This is a genomic window from Natronomonas sp., assembly GCF_047616845.1.
GTDB lineage: Archaea > Halobacteriota > Halobacteria > Halobacteriales > Haloarculaceae > Natronomonas.
The window spans coordinates 1-17,664 of the sequence record NZ_JBLGBY010000049.1; the positions used below are offsets into that span (position 1 = coordinate 1).

The 17,664-nt window shown below is 65.1% G+C and carries 19 protein-coding genes and 1 pseudogene; 12 read left to right on the forward strand and 8 right to left on the reverse strand.

Annotated features, from left to right (window positions below):
* Nucleotides 1-795: 2-phospho-L-lactate transferase (cofD, locus tag ACI8UR_RS09900; RefSeq protein ID WP_415087818.1), on the reverse strand; the 795-nt coding region annotated here is incomplete at its 3' end.
* A gap of 72 nt (nucleotides 796-867) precedes the next feature.
* Between cofD and ACI8UR_RS09905 the strand changes: the two genes are divergently transcribed.
* The 4 genes from ACI8UR_RS09905 (at nucleotide 868) to ACI8UR_RS09920 (ending at nucleotide 4,970) form a co-directional block, all read left to right on the forward strand.
* Nucleotides 868-2,019, forward strand: a complete 1,152-nt coding sequence (locus tag ACI8UR_RS09905; RefSeq protein ID WP_415087819.1) for an HD domain-containing protein — start codon at nucleotides 868-870, stop codon at nucleotides 2,017-2,019.
* Nucleotides 2,020-2,062: 43 nt separating this feature from the next.
* On the forward strand, nucleotides 2,063-3,280 hold the full coding sequence (locus ACI8UR_RS09910; RefSeq protein ID WP_415087820.1) for an HD domain-containing protein: 1,218 nt from the start codon (nucleotides 2,063-2,065) through the stop codon (nucleotides 3,278-3,280).
* A 39-nt stretch (nucleotides 3,281-3,319) separates the two neighbouring features.
* Nucleotides 3,320-4,336 carry an amidohydrolase family protein gene (locus ACI8UR_RS09915; protein WP_415087821.1) on the forward strand — a complete coding sequence of 339 codons (1,017 nt, stop codon included), beginning with the start codon at nucleotides 3,320-3,322 and terminating at the stop codon, nucleotides 4,334-4,336.
* Nucleotides 4,337-4,412: 76 nt separating this feature from the next.
* Complete coding sequence (locus tag ACI8UR_RS09920; protein ID WP_411715695.1) at nucleotides 4,413-4,970, forward strand: universal stress protein; 558 nt, start codon at nucleotides 4,413-4,415, stop codon at nucleotides 4,968-4,970.
* On the opposite strand, the gene ACI8UR_RS09925 is transcribed toward ACI8UR_RS09920, so the two are convergent.
* Nucleotides 4,971-5,540 (reverse strand): NUDIX domain-containing protein, encoded by a 570-nt coding sequence (locus tag ACI8UR_RS09925; protein ID WP_415087823.1) that lies wholly within the window; start codon nucleotides 5,538-5,540, stop codon nucleotides 4,971-4,973.
* Nucleotides 5,541-5,717: 177 nt separating this feature from the next.
* Here ACI8UR_RS09925 and ACI8UR_RS09930 point away from each other — a divergent pair, with 177 nt between their 5' ends.
* Complete coding sequence (locus ACI8UR_RS09930; protein ID WP_411715693.1) at nucleotides 5,718-5,909, forward strand: DUF1918 domain-containing protein; 192 nt, start codon at nucleotides 5,718-5,720, stop codon at nucleotides 5,907-5,909.
* Nucleotides 5,910-5,913: 4 nt separating this feature from the next.
* The gene (locus ACI8UR_RS09935; protein WP_411715692.1) at nucleotides 5,914-6,366 is read left to right on the forward strand and encodes an RNA-binding protein; all 453 of its coding nucleotides are present in this window, start codon (nucleotides 5,914-5,916) and stop codon (nucleotides 6,364-6,366) included.
* 9 nt (nucleotides 6,367-6,375) lie between these two features.
* On the opposite strand, the gene ACI8UR_RS09940 is transcribed toward ACI8UR_RS09935, so the two are convergent.
* From ACI8UR_RS09940 to ACI8UR_RS09950, 3 genes are all read right to left on the reverse strand, one after another.
* Nucleotides 6,376-6,537 carry a hypothetical protein gene (locus ACI8UR_RS09940; RefSeq protein WP_411715691.1) on the reverse strand — a complete coding sequence of 54 codons (162 nt, stop codon included), beginning with the start codon at nucleotides 6,535-6,537 and terminating at the stop codon, nucleotides 6,376-6,378.
* Nucleotides 6,538-6,770: 233 nt separating this feature from the next.
* Entirely contained in the window at nucleotides 6,771-8,072 is a 1,302-nt protein-coding gene (purD, locus tag ACI8UR_RS09945; protein WP_411715690.1) for a phosphoribosylamine--glycine ligase, read from the reverse strand.
* A gap of 69 nt (nucleotides 8,073-8,141) precedes the next feature.
* Complete coding sequence (locus ACI8UR_RS09950; protein ID WP_411715689.1) at nucleotides 8,142-8,918, reverse strand: hypothetical protein; 777 nt, start codon at nucleotides 8,916-8,918, stop codon at nucleotides 8,142-8,144.
* A 96-nt stretch (nucleotides 8,919-9,014) separates the two neighbouring features.
* Here ACI8UR_RS09950 and ACI8UR_RS09955 point away from each other — a divergent pair, with 96 nt between their 5' ends.
* Nucleotides 9,015-11,168 (forward strand): thioredoxin domain-containing protein, encoded by a 2,154-nt coding sequence (locus tag ACI8UR_RS09955; protein ID WP_411715688.1) that lies wholly within the window; start codon nucleotides 9,015-9,017, stop codon nucleotides 11,166-11,168.
* A 70-nt stretch (nucleotides 11,169-11,238) separates the two neighbouring features.
* Nucleotides 11,239-11,775 carry a multiprotein bridging factor aMBF1 gene (locus ACI8UR_RS09960; RefSeq protein WP_411715687.1) on the forward strand — a complete coding sequence of 179 codons (537 nt, stop codon included), beginning with the start codon at nucleotides 11,239-11,241 and terminating at the stop codon, nucleotides 11,773-11,775.
* Here the strand turns inward: ACI8UR_RS09960 and ACI8UR_RS09965 are convergent.
* The gene (locus tag ACI8UR_RS09965) at nucleotides 11,772-11,960 is read right to left on the reverse strand and encodes a hypothetical protein (RefSeq protein WP_411715686.1); all 189 of its coding nucleotides are present in this window, start codon (nucleotides 11,958-11,960) and stop codon (nucleotides 11,772-11,774) included. The genes ACI8UR_RS09960 and ACI8UR_RS09965 overlap by 4 nt on opposite strands.
* Before the next feature lie 199 nt (nucleotides 11,961-12,159).
* On the opposite strand from ACI8UR_RS09965, the gene ACI8UR_RS09970 reads away from it, so the two are divergent.
* The gene (locus ACI8UR_RS09970; protein WP_415087825.1) at nucleotides 12,160-12,684 is read left to right on the forward strand and encodes a spondin domain-containing protein; all 525 of its coding nucleotides are present in this window, start codon (nucleotides 12,160-12,162) and stop codon (nucleotides 12,682-12,684) included.
* A 30-nt stretch (nucleotides 12,685-12,714) separates the two neighbouring features.
* The gene (locus tag ACI8UR_RS09975) at nucleotides 12,715-14,232 is read left to right on the forward strand and encodes a molybdopterin-dependent oxidoreductase (protein ID WP_415087826.1); all 1,518 of its coding nucleotides are present in this window, start codon (nucleotides 12,715-12,717) and stop codon (nucleotides 14,230-14,232) included.
* A gap of 35 nt (nucleotides 14,233-14,267) precedes the next feature.
* Here ACI8UR_RS09975 and ACI8UR_RS09980 read toward each other — a convergent pair whose 3' ends face one another.
* Nucleotides 14,268-15,407 carry an acyl-CoA dehydrogenase family protein gene (locus tag ACI8UR_RS09980; protein ID WP_415087827.1) on the reverse strand — a complete coding sequence of 380 codons (1,140 nt, stop codon included), beginning with the start codon at nucleotides 15,405-15,407 and terminating at the stop codon, nucleotides 14,268-14,270.
* Nucleotides 15,408-15,513: 106 nt separating this feature from the next.
* On the opposite strand from ACI8UR_RS09980, the gene ACI8UR_RS09985 reads away from it, so the two are divergent.
* Nucleotides 15,514-16,176, forward strand: coding sequence for a DUF47 domain-containing protein (locus tag ACI8UR_RS09985; RefSeq protein ID WP_411715471.1), 663 nt, complete (start codon nucleotides 15,514-15,516; stop codon nucleotides 16,174-16,176).
* A gap of 120 nt (nucleotides 16,177-16,296) precedes the next feature.
* Nucleotides 16,297-16,941 carry a triose-phosphate isomerase gene (gene tpiA, locus ACI8UR_RS09990; RefSeq protein WP_411715470.1) on the forward strand — a complete coding sequence of 215 codons (645 nt, stop codon included), beginning with the start codon at nucleotides 16,297-16,299 and terminating at the stop codon, nucleotides 16,939-16,941.
* 105 nt (nucleotides 16,942-17,046) lie between these two features.
* Here the strand turns inward: tpiA and ACI8UR_RS09995 are convergent.
* Nucleotides 17,047-17,664: pseudogene (locus ACI8UR_RS09995) on the reverse strand (hypothetical protein); the annotation flags it as partial.

Consider the following 17,664-nt stretch of genomic DNA (forward strand, 5'->3'; position numbering starts at 1 on the left):
CAGTTTCGCGGCCGGGCCCGAGAAGACGCGGTCTTCGACGAACGGCGAGACGGCGACGACTGGTGTCGATTCCAGGGCCTCGCGGAAGGTATCCATCGCGACCATCGGGCCGAGGCTCGTCACCGGGTTCGACGGGCCGATGACGACCGGGCCGTCGAGGGCGTCGTGTACGGCATCGGTCGGTGTCGCCGTTTCGGCGCCGCGGAACTCCACGCGCTCGATTTCGGGGTCGGCACGTCGGTGCACCCAGAACTCCTGAAAGTGCATCGGGCCCTCGTCGGTGTGAATGATAGTGGCGACCGGATCGTCACTCATCGGCAGCACCGGACGCTCGATATCGAGGGCGTTCGCGAGCGTTTCCGTGGCCTCGGTCAGGGTGTAACCCTCATCGAGCAGGCTCGTCCGGGTGACGTGTATCGCGCGGTCGCGGTCGCCCAGTTCCATGAACTCCGCGACGCCGGAGAAGCGTCGCCAGCGGGCGATATCGCGGCCGGCGGTCTGTGCGTCGTCCGACAGGTATCTGGGGCCGGATTCGAGGCCGGCGGCGTCGGCGAGGGCGTGCAGTTCCTCGTGGGTTTCGGTGGTGTCGTCGGCGATGCCCCACCACGTCTCGCGGTCGAGGCGGTCGCCGTCGGCGAACAGCGTGGTGTCGACGTCGGGGCAGACGAGGAGCCCACCAAGCTCCACGTCATCGCCGGTGTTGCAGACGACCGGCGTTTCGGCGGGGTCGAAGACGCCGTCGGCGCCGTAGAGGAGTTTCGGCGTCCCCGTCCCGCCGGCGAGGAAGGTGACCATACTCCCGGTTTCGACCCGACGGATTTGTATCTGACCCCCTCGCTTTTGCCCCTATCCGACGAACCCCCGTCGATGAACGCCATCAAGGACTCCGTCCACGACTGGATACCGCTCGACCCGGTCGCGACGGCGCTTCTGGACACCCCGCCCGTCCAGCGACTCCGCCACATCAAGCAACTGTCGACCGTGCGGTTGGTCTACCCCTCGGCGTCTCACACCCGTTTCGAGCATGCACTCGGCGTCTATCACCTCGCCCGCGAGGCGCTGACCCACCTCGACATCGACGGCGAGCGCGCGCGACACGTCCGCGCAGCCGCGCTCCTGCACGACGTGGGGCACGGCCCCTACGGCCACCAGACCGAGGACATCATCAGCCGTCGCACCGGCCGTGACCACGACGAAATCGGGGCGTTGCTCCGAGAGACCGACCTCGACACCGTCCTCGAAGCCCACGACCTCGACCCTGGCCGTATCGCCGACCTCGTCGCTGGCGAGGGTGAGCTCGGCCAGCTTGTTTCCGGCGAACTCGATGTCGACCGCATGGACTATCTCGTCCGTGACGCCCACCACACCGGCGTCCCCTACGGCACTATCGACCACGGCCGGCTGCTCCGGGCGCTCCGCTATCGGGACGGTAGCCTCGTGCTCGCACCGGGCAACGTCCAGACCGCCGAATCGCTCCTCCTGGCGCGCGCACTGATGGACGGGACGGTGTATCGCCACCACGTCTCCCGAATCGCGGGCGCGATGCTGGAGCGGGCCTGCGAGCGTCTGCTCGATGACGGCCTCGACGTCGAGACGTTCGCGCGGATGGCCGACCACGACCTCCTGGTCGAACTCCGCGAGCGCGTCCCCGACCTTGGTTCGCGCATCGAGCGCCGGAACCTCTACAAACGGGCGGTCTGGGCAGGCCTCGAAGACGTACCCGACGGCATCGCGGAGATGACCCGCAAGGACGAACGCCGCGCGGCGCGTGAAATCGCCGAAGAAGCCGGCCTCGACCGCGATTCCGTCGTCGTCGACATCCCGTCGCGACCGGCCCTGAAGGAATCGAGAACGCGCGTCATCGTCGACGAGGGAGTAGAGCGGCTCGAAACAGCGTCGGAGCTCGTCGGCGCGCTGCGTCGAGCACGGCGCGCACAGTGGCGTCTCGGCGTCTACTGTCCCGAAGCGGCCATCGACGAGGTCGAGCCCGCCGCCAAGGTGGTGCTCGGACTGGCCTGAGCGGGACGACGGTTTTTATCCGAGGCCGCCGAACCCGGAGGCAATGGCCACCATCAAGGACAGCGTCCACGACCACATCGAGGTCGACGGCGTCGCCGAGGCGCTTCTCGATACGCCGGAGGTACAGCGACTCCGCCGCATCAAGCAACTCGGCACCGTGGAGCTTGTCTATCCGAGCGCCAACCACACGCGGTTCGAACACTCGCTCGGCGTCTATCACCTCGCCACGCGCGCGCTCGACCATCTCAATATGGCGGGCAAGCAGGCCGAGCGCGTCCGGGCCGCCGCCATCCTTCATGACATCGGTCACGCGCCCTTCAGCCACAACGTCGAGGGCATCGTCGCGCGCCACACCGGCAAGATGCACGACGACGTCGGCGACCTGCTCGAAAGCGGTGAGGTCGCCCGCGTGCTCGCGCTTCACGACCTCGACCCAGACCGCATCGCCGATCTCGTCGCTGGCAAGGGCGAACTCGGCCAGCTCGTCTCCGGGGAACTCGACGTCGACCGCATGGACTATCTCGTCCGTGATGCCCACCACACCGGCGTCCCCTACGGCACCATCGACCACGGACGGCTCGTTCGGGAACTCCGGTTCGTCGATGGCGAACTTGTCCTCGCGTCGGGCAACGTCCAGACCGCCGAATCCCTCCTCCTGGCACGCGCGCTGATGAACCCGGTCGTCTACAATCACCACGTCGCCCGCATCTCGAAGGCGATGCTCCGGGAGGCGACGCAGAAACTGCTCGCCGCGGACGCAACGACGCCGGAGGAACTCCGACGGATGGACGACCGCGACTTGACCGTCGCGCTCCGGAACTGTGAGGCGACGGCTGGCTTCGCCCGCAAACTCGACGTCCGGCAACTGTACAAGCGTGCCATCTGGGCGGAACTACACGACGTGCCCGACGATATCGTCGATGCCGACCACGAGACCATCCGGGAGTTCGAGGCGGCCATCGCCGAGCGGGCGGACGTCGACCCCGAATCGGTAATCCTCGACGTGCCCTCGCGGCCGGCGATGCGGGAGTCGACGAGTCGCGTCGTGGTCAACGGCGAAGTGCGGCAGTTGGGAACCCAATCGACGCTCGTGGGCGCGCTTCGGCGTGCCCAGCGCGAGCAGTGGCGACTCGGTGTCTACGCGCCCGAAGCGTTCGAAGAGCAAGTAGGCCAGGCCGCAGAGGACGTTCTGGGGCTCGACCTGGACGCACTCGTTGTCGACGTCCGACAGGGCGTGAACGCGACGCTCGATGAGTTCTGAACTGGACGAGTTTTAACGGGGGCGCCCCCAGTGGCCAATATGGAACTCTCGGGGACGATACTCGCAGGGGAGGATTACGAACCCGTAGACGGACGCGTCATCGTCGAAGACGGTGAGATTACGGCCATAGAGGAAGCCGAAACCGCATCGACGGACATCATCTGCCCGGCGTTCGTCAACGCGCACACGCATATCGGCGACTCCATCGCGAAGGAGGCCGGGCGGGGGTTGTCGCTCGAGGAACTCGTCGCGCCGCCGGGTGGGCTGAAACACCGGCTGCTCGCGGACGCCTCGCGTGAGGAGCTCGTCGAATCGATGGAGCGGTCGCTGCAGTTCATGGAGAGCGGCGGGACGACGGCGTTTCTCGAATTTCGCGAAGGTGGCGTCGAAGGGGTGGAAGCGCTGCTCGATGCTGCCGGGAGCCGCGATATCGAGCCGGTCGTGTTCGGTCGTGAGGAAACCGAGGTGATTGAGGTGGCTGATGGGTACGGGGCGAGTGGTGCCCACGATTCGGATTTCTCCGAGGAACGACGCGCGGCCGAACGCGCCGATAAGCCGTTCGCCATCCACGCTGGCGAGGTCGACCAACACGACATCAATCCGGCGCTCGACCTCGACCCGAATTTCCTCGTCCACATGGTACACGCTGAAGAGATACACCTCGAGCGAGTGCAGGACAGCGACACGCCCGTCGTCGTCTGCCCGCGGTCGAACCTCGTCACCGACGCGGGGCTGCCACCGGTCGAGAAGCTGCTGGAGCGGACGACCGTCGCGCTCGGGACGGACAACGTCATGCTGAACAGCCCCTCGATGTTCCGGGAGATGGAGTTCACGGCGAAGCTGTTCGACGTCTCCGCACCCGAGGTGCTTCGCATGGCGACGGCTGCCGGCGCGGAGATCGCGGGCCTGAACTGCGGTGTCATCGAACCCGGCCGCGAGGCACGCCTGGTCGTCTTCGACGGCGATTCGGACAATCTCTGTGACAACCACGACCCCGTTCGGTCGGTCGTTCGCCGCGCGGGCGTCGACGATGTGAAGAACGTCATTTTGCCGTAATCGGCCTTCGTCCGGGCTTCGAACGGTCGAAAACTGTTTGTATGGCTGCCCGGAATTATCATGTGGTGTGGTGCCAATGTACAACAACATCCTCGTCCCGACGGACGGGTCGGCGGGCATGACCCGGGTCATCGACCACGCAGCCGACCTCGCGGGCGCTCACGACGCCGAACTGCATTTCCTCTACGTCATCAACACGGCCAGTTTCGCCAACCTCCCGATGGAGACCTCCTGGGAGAGCGTCACCTCGCTGTTACGCGAGGAAGGAGAAACAGCGCTTCGGGCCGCCGAAGACCGGGCGCCCGACGACACGACCGTCACCTCGATGACGGAGGGGCCACCGAGCCGCGAGATCGTCTCCTACGCCACGGACGAAGACTGTGACCTCATCGTGATGGGCACCCACGGTCGGGGCGGGCTCAACCGCCTGCTGCTCGGCAGCGTCGCAGAACGGGTCGTCCGCTCCTCGGATGTGCCCGTGATGACGGTTCGGGTCGGAGAAAAAGGCGAGCGCGAGGAGCAAACCGAAACAGACCAACGAGCGGAGACCACCACTGACCACTCGACAGAGATGGAGAGCGACTTCGAGCGACCGATACACACCGACCCCAGCATCCCCGAAGCCCACAAGTAATCAGACGACCGTCTCACGCGCTGCGGCGATGACGTCTTCGCGGTCGCGTGTATCTTCTGGCACGGCGTCGGGGGCGTACCACCGTGCCGCGCTGATCTCGCCATCGGGGTCGGATATCGTCGTTTCAGTCGACTCCGCGCGGGCGCAGAACACCGGAAGAACACCCCACATCTCACAGCCGCTACAGCTGATTTCGACCCGATTGAGCATCGCCAGCCCCTCGTAGGTGACGTCGACGCCGGCCTCCTCCTCAAGCTCGCGCTCGGCGGCTTCCCGGAACGATTCGGAGCCGTCGACGCCGCCACCGGGCAGTACCCACAAATCCACGCCTTCGTGACGCACCAAGAGCAGTTCCCCACAGTCTCGATAGACGAGCGTATGGGCGCCGTAGGGGGCGCCACTATCCTGGATGCGGTTGGCGAGCGTCCGAAAGCGGCCACGGGAGACGCGCTTTCGGTAGGTGTGTTCGATGTGGTCGTCGTCGTAGGCATCCGCTGTCCGGTGGTACGCTTGGGTCGCTTGCCGTGCGGCCTCGTCGGCGAGGTACCAGAGTCCGTCGACGGTCGTCATGATTGAACCGGGGATTCCGAAACGGTTGGCGGCCGATCCAAGGTGGCGGCGGAGGAGCGTGTCATAGCCGACGGTTCGGCCCCTCATCGCAAAAAGCGTTCGACCGGTGACCCCTCCAAGTGCCCGGCCTGTGAGGCGAAACGACGGGCTTTTTCCGGCCCAGCGAGAAGCGCGTGTATGGCATTCGAGAAGGGAGACGACGTGATTCTCCACGACAAGCACAGCGAGTACGACGGTGAGGTCGGCGAAGTGTCGCAGGTTTCGGAGACGATGTTCGGCGACAACACCTACATCGTGCAGTTCGAGGAAGGCCAGGAGGCCGGTATCGCCGAGGAGAGCCTCGAAGCGGCCGACGAAGACGAGGAGTAAGCGGATGGCCGCCGTCCCGTTTCACTACGTCGACCTCCGAACGTTCTGTTACTCCACGGAGGACGAAAAACGGGTCGAGGCGGCAGTTCGGACGTTCCTTCCCGACGACGTTGAGCTCGAACGCGAGGTGACCGAGGGCCATCACGGCGACCGGATTCTCGTCCTCTCGGCTCGGCTCGAACGCGCCGACGAGGTTCGACACGTCCTCTCGAAACTCGCCGGACTCGACGATTTCGAAGAGCTCATTGACGAACTCGACCAGCGAGTCGACGAGAACTGTGCGTTCTTCCTGCAACTCGACAAACAGGCTGCCTACAACGGCGACGTCGAACTCGGCACCGGCCTCATGCTCCGGGGAAAGGTCGAGGCCTATCCTGCGAAGAAGGAGCGAGCGGTCGAGACTGCCGAAGAAGCCCTCGAAGACCTCGCCGAGCGGGCCGACGAAGCGTCGTCGTAACTTCCGCAGTCACTGCTCGTCCGGGTGCTCGATTGTGAGCTTGTGCCCGCGCTCGCGTCCGTGTTCGATTATGGTCTCTGCAGGTGCTTGTCCATCCGCCTCGACGTCCTTCGAGAAGTGACAGTCGGTGCAGGTGACGCGCGTTCGCGATGTCCCCACGCTAGATGACATACAACATGGATTGTTCGTAGACACCGTCACTACGACGGCTAACTATTTAGGTTGTTGACAGCCTCGGCGGCATCGTCACCGCTATCCAGCGCGTTATCGAGACACCCGACGATAGAGAGTTCTTCCGCTTCCGCCCGGCCGTTCGAGGGCTTCATACGGATTGTTGTAGTCGTTTCCCGGCGAACGCCGAACCGTCCCGGCCGCTCGCCAGTAATTTGGTACAACAATCCGTATCAGTCGCCGCGAATCTCGCTCATATGGTCGATGCGCTTCTGCAGGAGGTCGGCTTTCCCGATGTCGTGACGGACGCGGAGGCCTTCCTCACCTGCCTTTGCTAAGGCTTCCTCGGCGATGGCTTCCGCGCTCGTGATGGTTTCGGCGAGCCCGACAACGGCGAACGACCGCGAGGTGGTCGTGTAGATGCCATCATCCCGCTCGTCGACGCTGGCGTAGAACAACAGCGCCTCTCCTGCGCTCTCCTCGTCGATCTGCACCTTCGCGCCCGCTTCGGGGTCGGTCGGGTAACCGTCCGGAACCGCGTACTTGCAGACAGTGGCCTGATTCGAGAACACCAGGTCGGGCAGTTCTTCACCCTCGCGTGCTGCGACGAGGATGTCGACGAAGTCGGTTTCCAGCACCGGGAGCGTGTTCATCGCCTCGGGGTCGCCGAAGCGGGCGTTGAACTCGACGACTCTCGGCCCTTCGGATGTGAGCATGAACTGCCCGTAGAGGATACCCTTGTAGTCGGGCATCGCCTCGACGACGGCGTCGATGATGCTCACGGCGTCGGTGTACTCCGATTCGGTCATGAACGGCAGCTCGAAGGTGGCATCGCTGTACGACCCCATCCCGCCGGTGTTGGGCCCCTCGTCACCCTCGTAGGCTCGTTTGTGGTCTTGGACGGCCGGCGAAACGCGATACTGGCCGTCGGCGACGAACGCCTGGACGGTGAACTCCTCGCCGACCAGACGCTCTTCGAGGACGAACGTCTCGTAGTCGCTTTCGAGGACGTACTCGATGCCCTCGTCCTCGGTAATCTGGTCGCCGATGACACGGACGCCTTTCCCGCCGGTGAGTCCCTGCGGCTTGATGGCGAGGTCACCGTCGTACTTGCGGATGTAATCGGCGGCATCTTCTGCGTCGTCGAAAACGGCGTAATCCGGGCAGCCGGGAATCGAGTGTTCGTCCATGAACTCCCGCTGGAATGCCTTGTCCGTCTCGATGCGGGCTTCGGCTTCCTGGGGGCCGAACGCGTAGACGCCCGCCTCGTCGAGCGCGTCAGCGACGCCGGCTTCGAGCGCCGATTCGGGGCCGATGACTGCGAGCGTGGCGCCGACATCCTCAGCGTATGCGACGATTGGGTCGGCGTCAGTTTCGGATACGGTTTCGAAGCCGTCGGCCAGCGATGTGATTCCGGGATTCCGGTTTGATGCGCAGGCGTACAGTTCCGTCTCGGTCGCCGTCGAGGTGTCGACCGCGCGGGCGATGGCGTGTTCGCGTCCGCCGCCGCCGACGAGTAAGACCGTCTCTGTCATGTGCGATTTCGGGACGCATAGAAGTGTAAAGGTTGCTGTTGTGCGCGGCGATATTATACAGGAACGTGTCTATTCCGTCGTCTCGAACCGGTAGCCGGCCGACAGCGTCCAGAAGAACTCGTGGGCGCTCGTTCGCTCTTCCTCGCAGACACCGTTGACCGACTGGACGCCGTTCACGTCGCCGGCCCAGTTGACGCGGTACGTGCCGTCTTCACCGCGAATCGTCGTCGTGCCGAGCGACCCATCGCGGAGCGGGAACGTGGCTGTCGGCGGCGTTCCGAGCGATACGGTCGCTTCGTCGCCGCTTGTGGACGGTTTCGCAGCGTCCGCAATCGGGCCAGCCTGTGGACGGACGCCTGCCGAAAGCGCGCCGAGACGGATATCCCGAACGAGGCGGCTGTCGTTGGCGTCCGCCGCGGCCCACAGCCAGTAGCGGTAGCGGTTCTCCCCCACGCTGTAGATGGCGACCGAAGCGTCGGTGAAAAGCAGCGGCGCGTCGGGGTCGACATCTCCGGGCCGCAGACTCGCTTTCGTCCCGCCGGGGTCACCCGGCGTATCCCGTTTGATGGCGAACTGTTGGACGTAGGCCGTCTCGAAATTGTCCGGCTGTTCCGATTCCCGGCCCCAGACACCGCTGTCGCCGTAGCGGTCTTTCATCTCGTCGACGTAGGTATCGAACTCACTCGCCGAAAGCGACTCACTGACATCGGGCGACAGCGCCCAGTGCGTGCTGCTTTCGACCTCCGTCGTGCGTTTGGTAACGCGTTGTTCGACACAGCCTGCGAGCCCCGCCGCCGCGACCAGCCCGCCCCCAGCACGGAGGGCGGCTCTGCGTGAGAGGTTCATATCCAACCACTCTGGCTGGTGCCTGAAATAAGCCGCTATCCCGGGGCGTGCCGACGAAGCCCCGGCGTTTAGTAGCGTGGCGACCCCAGACAGCGTATGGACAACCGCCTCGACGAGGCGTCTTCACCGTATCTCCGCCAACACGCCGACAACCCGGTCTCCTGGCAACCGTGGGACGAGGAGGCCCACGGCCTGGCCGAGGAACGCGACGTGCCAATCTTCCTCTCGATTGGCTACGCTGCCTGCCACTGGTGTCACGTGATGGAAGACGAGAGCTTCTCCGACCCGGAGACAGCCGAGATTCTCAACGAGAACTTCGTTCCCATCAAGGTCGACCGCGAGGAGCGCCCGGACGTCGACAGCGTCTACATGAGCATCTGTCAGATGGTACGCGGCAACGGCGGCTGGCCGCTGTCCGTCTGGCTGACGCCCGACGGCCGCCCCTTCCAGGTTGGAACCTACTTCCCGCCGGAACCGAAGCAGGGGATGCCAGCGTTCAGCCAGCTGCTCGGAGATATCGCCGACTCGTGGAACGACCCCGAAGAGCGCGACGAGATCGAGGAGCGCGCCGACCAGTGGGCCGAGGCGCTGGAGGGCGAACTCGAATCGACGCCCGAAGAGCCCGGCGAGGCCCCCGACGCGGAGTTCATCGACGCCGCCGCGAGTTCAGCGGTTCGGGGCGCAGACCGCGAGTACGGCGGCTGGGGCCGCGGCCAGAAGTTCCCACATCCCGGCCGCGTTCACATCCTCACGCGCGCCTACGACCGCACGGGCCGCAAAGAGTACCGAGACGTTGCCGTCGAGATGCTCGATGCGATGGCCTCGGGCGGCCTCTACGACCACGTCGGCGGCGGCTTCCATCGCTACTGTGTCGACCGCGACTGGACGGTGCCGCATTTCGAGAAGATGCTGTACGACAACGCCGAGATTCCGCGCGCCTTCCTCGCCGGCTACCAACTCACCGGCGATGAGCGATACGCCGAGGTGGTCGACGAGACGCTCGCGTTCGTTCAACGGGAGCTCACCCATCCCGACGGCGGCTTCTACTCGACTTTGGACGCCGAAAGCGAGGACGAATCGGGCGAGCGCGAGGAGGGGGTCTTCTACGTCTGGACGCCGACAGAGGTTCACGATGTCGTCGACGAGGAGACGGATGCCGAGATATTCTGTGACCGCTACGGTATTACGGAAGCCGGGAACTTCGAGGAGGGAACGACCGTCCTGACGGAGGCCGAAGACATCGAGATGCTCGCCGAGGAGTACGACCTCGGTGGATCGGTGGTCACCGACGCCATCGAGCGGGCCCGCGAGCAGGTCTTCGAGGCGCGTTCCGAGCGTCCACGCCCGCCGCGCGACGAGAAGGTGCTCGCTGGCTGGAACGGCCTCATGATCTCGACGTTCGCCGAGGGCGCCATCGCGCTCGACCCCGAGTTCGCCGCTGCCGCGGAGGACGCCCTCGAATTCTGTCGCGAGCGACTCTGGAACGAAGACGAGCGCCGCCTGAACCGCAGATTCAAGGATGTCTCCGAGCGACGCTCGGAGGCTCGTGGGGCCTCGTCCCACGGTGGCGATGTCGGCATCCAGGGCTATCTCGAGGATTATGCCTTCCTCGGGCGTGGCGCGCTCGATACGTATCAGGCGACGAGCGACGTCTCGCATCTCTCGTTCGCGCTCGAACTTGGGCGCGTCATCCGTGACGACTTCTACGATGAATCCGAGGAGACGCTGTACTTCACGCCGACGGGCGGTGAATCGCTCGTCGCGCGCCCACAGGAGCTCACCGACTCCTCCACGCCGTCGAGCACCGGCGTCGCTGTGCAGTTCCTCTCGGCGCTCGCCCACATCGCGCCCGACGAAGGGTTCGACGAGGTCGCCGAATCCGTCATCGAAACGCACGCGTCGACGCTCGAATCCGACCCGCTGTCGCACGCCTCACTCACGCTCGCCGCTGACACGCGTGCCGTCGGCGCCCTGGAGTTGACCATCGCCGCCGACGAACTGCCGGGCGAGTGGCGAGACGACCTGGCCGAAGCGTATCTTCCGACGCGACTCATCAGTATCCGCCCGCCAACCGAGAGCGGCGCCGAAGGGTGGGCTAACCACCTCGGACTCGGGGAGGTGCCGCCCATCTGGGCGAACCGAGAGGCCCGTGACGGCGAGCCGACGGTGTACGCCTGCCGGTCGTTCACTTGTTCGCCGCCGAAACACGACATGGCCGAGGCGCTTTCGTGGGCCAACGCTGACCTCTAAAGCCGAGAGTGTGCCCGTCGTCAGCACGTCGCGGGAAAACCCTTTTGCGCCCCAGCGGCTAGAACTGACCATGGTTCAGTGTGAAATGTGCGGCACCAAAACGGGGTCGCCGAAAACCGTCAAAATCGAAGGCGCAGAACTCGATGTCTGTGACGAGTGCGCCGATTTCGGAACGGAGGTGAAGACGCAGGACACCTCCTCGACGTCGACGAAATACTCGACGTCCAGTTCCTCTTCTTCGTCTTCCGACAGCGCTTCATCTGCAGCCCGAAGCACCTCATCCTCCTCGGGCGGTGGCGGCGGCGGCCGCGACATGTTCGACGAGATGGACGAGGTCGTCCAGGATTACGACGAGCGCATCCGAAACGCCCGCGAGAGCGAGGGGCTCACCCAAGAAGAGCTCGCAAACCAGCTTAACGAGAAGGCGAGCCTCATCCGAAAGATCGAGGGTGGTGACGTCCTCCCGAGCGACAAAGTACAGCGCAAACTCGAGAAGGCGCTCGCTATCTCCCTTTCGACCGGCGGTTCCGGCGACGACAACGAGTGGTCGGGCGGGTCGTCGACCGAGGGTACCACGCTCGGTGACGTCGTCAAACGGAAGGACTAGAGTTCGTTTTCGAACAGCACGTCGTCGATCCTCGAGTTCACGACGACCTCTTCGGTCTCATCGACCGGTTCATCCAGCTCGACCGCGAGCAGCCGCGCTCCCGTTTTCGGCGCGTAGGTGTATCTGACGACCGTTCCGAGCCGCGGCTCACCGTCGACCGGCACCCACACGCGACGCCCATTCATACCATCCCGTCATGGTTCGACGTTCGTGTAAGCGTCGGTTTCGCGCCCGAGTCAATCCGGAACGACGAACATCCGAGATGAGCCATTCGCTCCCCCAGTTTTGCGACGAATTCTAGAGAGATTCGACACGGAATCGTGACGAACCTCGTAGCGATCTTGAAAAATCGCTTTTACCGAAACTGGTGAGGAACCGATCGTGATGTCGAAAAGGCAGACGCGCCGACGGACGCTGGTAGGGATGGGAACGACCGGAGCCGCACTGCTCGCCGGGTGTCTCGGCTCCGGGGGCGATACGGATGATGACGGCGGAATGAACGAAACCGAGGGTGACATGGAAAACGGCGGTGGCATGGAAGGCGACGGGATGGCGACCGAATTCACCGTCGAGGCAAGCGAGGGCCAACAGCTCTCGCTGGCGGCGATGTTCGTGCAGTCGAACGACCTCTTCTACGCGCCCGAAGCGAGCGGCATCGGGCTGTTCGGTGACGGCGAGCCCATCGAGGATGACGTGACGGACGAGCTAGTCCTGTGGCACGCGGACACCGAGCAGAACGAAGAGCCCGGTGCCGGCGGGGAGCAGGCGCCCCGTCAGATGGAGAGTGACAGCGGCCCCGAAGAGGACGCGACCGTCCGCCCCATCGACGGGGTCGACGACGGCTACGAGTACCCAGCCACTGCTGACGTGCTCCAAGTACCCGTCAGCACAGGCAGCATGGACGGATGATTGTATGAGTACGCAGCCCCAATGCGACCCATGAACGACCCCTCAGGCGGGCTAGCGACGCTTCGCGAGCGGCTTCCAACGCCCCGGATGGTCGCGATTGCGCTTCTTGCGAGCGTCGCTGGCATCGCGGGGTCGTACGCTATCGCCGGGTTCACGCCATCGTTCATCGTCGGCCCGATAGCCGGCGCGATGGCGCGACAGCTGCCGGCGCAGGTCATCACGTTCGCAATCCTCGTGTTGGGCGACGTGGGTGACCAATTGAACATCGTAACCGCACTCGGTATCTCGATGCTGCTTTTGGCCGCCGCATCGCTCGCCGGACTGCTGCTCGGCGACCGGTTCGATGCACCGCCGGTCGGTATCCTCGTCGGGGCGGCCGGCGGCATCGCCATCGCCTTCGTCGTGACGGCCGCACCGCTGGCGTCCGTCGTGACCGGCGTCGCGATGGGCGTCGTCATCGCAGTCGGAGAACTCTCCGTCAGAGGCGGCGAGGTCGGCGGTATCTCGGAGGAACGACGGAGCGTCCTCGGCGGCGTCGCGAGCGCAATCGGCCTCTCCATCGGAGGGTTCGTCCTCGGCAGTCGCGGTGGCGTCACTGGCTCCAGCGGGAGCGTGGCACTCGACGTCGAGCCATCAGTGGCGTCCGAAATCGACTCGCTGCTGTCCGAGGCGGACGCGAAATCCCTCAACGTGCCGGGGCTCGAACCGCTCGTGAGCGAATCCTTCTACGAGGTCGACATTAACGCGACCGACCCGAACCTCGATACAGCCGACTGGGAGCTGTCGGTGACCGGTGCGGTCGATGAGTCGGTGTCGTACTCCTACGAGGACGTCCGCGAGATGGGCGCCGAGAACCGCTTCGTCTCGCTGCGCTGTGTCGGCGAATCCCTCAACGGGAAGAAACTCGACAATGCGCTGTGGACTGGGATTCCCATCATGGACGTCGTCGACCCGGCTGGCCCGGCTGAGGAGTGCTGCGTGATGCTCCGGGCGGCCGACGGCTTCTACGAGGAGTTCCCGCTGTCGGCGCTGTCCGATGGCTTCCTCGCGTACGGGATGAACGGCGACGTGCTCCCGCGCGGCCACGGCTACCCGGTTCGGGCGCTCATCCCCGGTCACTGGGGTGAAATCAACGTCAAGTGGATCACCGAAATCGAGGTGCTCGAAGAGGAAGTCGACGGCTACTGGGAGGAGCGTGGCTGGCACGGCACCGGCCCGGTCGAGACGGTCGCGAAACTCCACCTCATCGACCATCTGGATGACGGTCGGATTCGGGTCGGTGGCCACGCGTTCGCCGGGACGCGGGGTATCGACCAGGTTGAGCTGTCGACCGACGGCGGCGAATCCTGGACGGACGTGACGCGCTCGGAACCGCTGCCCGGCGCCGACGTCAGACGGCAGTGGTCGCACGTCTACGACTCGCCCGGAAGCGAACACGAGGTGGTCGTCCGAGCAACCGACGGGACAGGTACGCTTCAACCGGAAGATGAAACGGATGCCTTCCCGAGTGGGCCCACGGGATGGGTTTCCAAGATAGTACAACCGTGACCCACACGAGTAAACCGCTGTTAGATGAAGTGAGGTCAGAACAGCTGCTCCGAGATGATGTTCTTCTGGATCTCCGAGGTTCCATCGTAGATTTTCGTGATGCGGGCGTCGCGGTAGAACCGCTCGATGTGGTGGTCGGAGACGTATCCCGCCCCGCCATGCACCTGCAACGCCTCGTCAGTGACGTCGACGGCCATCTCTGAGGCGAACAGCTTCGCCATCGAACAGAGCCGTGTTGCGAGCGCGTCGTCGCCTGCTTCCAGGGCGGCGCCCGCGCGATACGCCAGCGAGCGCGCGGCCTCGACGTTCGTCGCCATCTCGGCGATCTTGTGTTCGATGGCCTGGAACTCAGAAATCGGCTGGCCGAACTGCTCGCGTTCCTGGGCGTAGGCGACGGCTTCATCGAGGGCGGCCTGTGCGACGCCGGTCGCCTGCCCGGACACGTCCGCGCGGGCGGCCGAGAAGAACTGCATGAGCTGGTAGAACCCCTCGTCGACCTCCCCGACGACGTTCTCATCGGGCACGCGGAGGTCGTCGATGACGATTTCGGCCGTGTCCTGGGCCTTGATGCCGAGTTTGTTCCGAATCGGCGTCGCGTCGTAGCCGTCGACGTCCGTCTCGGTGAGGAAGGCCGTGATGCCGTTGTGGCCCTTCTCGGGGGACGTTTTCGCCATGATGATGGCCACGTCGGCGACCGAGCCGTTCGTAATCCACATCTTGTTGCCGTTGAGCACCCATTCGTCGCCATCCTGTTCAGCGCGTGTGTCCATCCCGGCGACGTTCGAGCCGTGGGCCGGCTCGGAGATGCCGGTCGCGATTGGCGTCTCGCCGGCCGTAATCGGCGGGAGCCACTCTTCGCACATCCACTCGTCGCCGAACTCGAGGAGCATCCCCGTACCGAAGTCGGCGGCCGCAATCGACCCGCCGACGCCGGGGTCGGCACGCCACAGCTCTTCGGTGATAAGGACAGTCGCGATGGCGTCCATGCCAGCACCACCGTACTCCTCGGGGACGTGTGGCGCGACGAGGTCGAGGTCGGCCGCGGCCGAGAGCAACTCTGAGGGGTAGCGGTGGTCGGCTTCGTACTCCTTTGCGACGGGACGTATCTCCTCCATACCGAACTCGTGGACGGCCTCACGAATCGCCTCCTGTTCGGGCGAGAGCTGGAACGTCATACCCTCGATGTTGGACTCCGGGCGCGTCAATCCATCGGCTGTGACAAACAGTCGCGTACGGGCGGGTCATAGCAGCGGCCTTCCCGTGACCGACCGCGGTTCGCATATGGCGACACCGCAAGCCGTTCCGAAGACCGTCCGCGGTCGCACCGAAACGCTCGTAACTGAGGTCGGCCGCTGCGTCGAGTCGTTGCTTACGCTCATCGAGAACTACCGGGACGACGAGGCGCTCACGAGCACCGTCAACTCGATTCGAGAACGGGAGTCAGCCTGTAACGCTACGGCGAGGGAACTCCGGGTTGTCCTCGGCCGAGCGGTCGCCACTGATTCGGAGGCGTACCGGACTGTCGGCGGCCTCGTCTCGTTCGTCACCTCGGTTGAAGCCGTTTCGAATCGGGCAGAGGCCGTCGCGTACGAACTCGCCACCATGCGGCCGAGCCTGTCCGACACCTGCCGCATTGCGCTCGTACGGATGGCGGAGCTCGCCATCTCGGCTTTCGAAGCACTCGACGCGGCGACGACTGCGTTCCTCGACGCTCTCATGCAGGGGACGGATACCGGCGAGATCGTCGAGCCGATCGAGGCCGTCCGCACGCTCGAAAGCGAGTGTGACGACTATCGACAGACCGCCCTGGAGGCGACGTTTACTGACGGACTCTCCGTCAACGCACTCGCACTACGCGCTGTCATCCACGATGTCGATGCGGTCGTCGACAGCGCTGAGGCGGCGGCCGATAGATTAGACGTTATTCGCGCGACACGGCTGTAACTCGCTCTCGAACGTCGACAAGCCAAGCAGAACGTGAACATGCATTCGCTGACCTCGTCGTGCGTTCCCTGACCCATACATCATGGACAACTATTTGCGCCCGGCAACCGCGTTCTCGCTATGTTCGTCCTCGTTAACCTGAAAGCGTATCCGTGTGACCCAGTTGCCGTCGCGGAAGCAGCCGCCGCCGTCGCGGAGGAGACAGGCGTTCGAATCGCCGTCGCACCGCAAGCGGCGCACATCGACCGCGTCGCCGACACCGGCGTCGAAACGTGGGCCCAGCACGTCTCGCCCGTTGGTCATGGCTCGCATACGGGCTCGACGCTCGCCGAGGCCGCCGCCGATGCAGGCGCTGTCGGGACACTGCTCAACCACTCCGAGAACCGCCTGAAGCTCGCGGATATCGACGCGAGCGTCCGAGCCGCCGAGCGAGCCGACCTCGAAACCGTCGTCTGTGCGAACAACCCTCGCCAGATAGCAGCCGCCGCGGCGCTCGAACCGGATGCTGTCGCCGTCGAACCGCCCGAACTCATCGGCACTGGCACACCCGTCTCGAAGGCCGACCCCGACGTCGTGACCGACTCCGTCGAGGCAGCCGCCGCAGTCGGTGACGTGCCCGTCCTCTGTGGCGCGGGCATCTCGACCGGCGACGATCTCGAAGCCGCCGGCGACCTCGGCGCGGAGGGCGTCCTCCTAGCGTCCGGCGTCGCGAAAGCGGACGACCCGAAAGCCGCGCTGGAAGACCTGGTCGCTCCCCTCGTCTGAGGCTGCTCACTCCGCCGTCCCGGCCCGACGCGGCCCGAGTACGATGTGCCGATGCGTCCACATAAAAATCACGTCAATGGGCCGGAGGCGGTGCTTCCTGACGCCTCAGGCGTCCGGCCACGGTTCGACTTGGCTGGCCGTTGCACCACCGTCCGCAGCGGTCGCGCTCTCGTCGGATTCCGCATCGGTCTCGGCTTCGGTAGTCGTCCCAGGGTCGGCCGCTCCCGGCGCGTCGACACCGGGGACGAACGACGATTCGACAGCCTGGACGATGCGGTCGCGTTCCGCAGCGGGGAGGGTATTGTTCAGATTGAACGGGTCTTTCGACTCCGACACCACGAGCGACGGCAGCGCGTAGTCGTGGTTGCCGCGTGCGACGTGCGTGACAAACCCGTGTTCTCGGAGCGTCCGATTCGCGGCGTACGCCCCAGTTCGGTCGCCGGAGCCGCCCGCCGCGGCGTGGGCGTCCTGTGGCGTCACCGGGCCGTGGTTGCGGTACTGTCGCAACATTCCCACAGCGATGTCGTCCAGCGCGTCGATCTCGGCTTGAAGCCGAGCAGCGAGCGAGTCGTCTGCGTCAGCAGCGGCCGTCTCGGACGATCGCTCGGTGCCGGTCGTCCCGCCGACGATTTCGGCGACGGACGGCTCGGTGTTCGACCCCGTGGGGGAATCGTCGGTCGATAGCGCGTCGGTGTCGAGGGCAGCGAACGCGTCGGTTGCCCC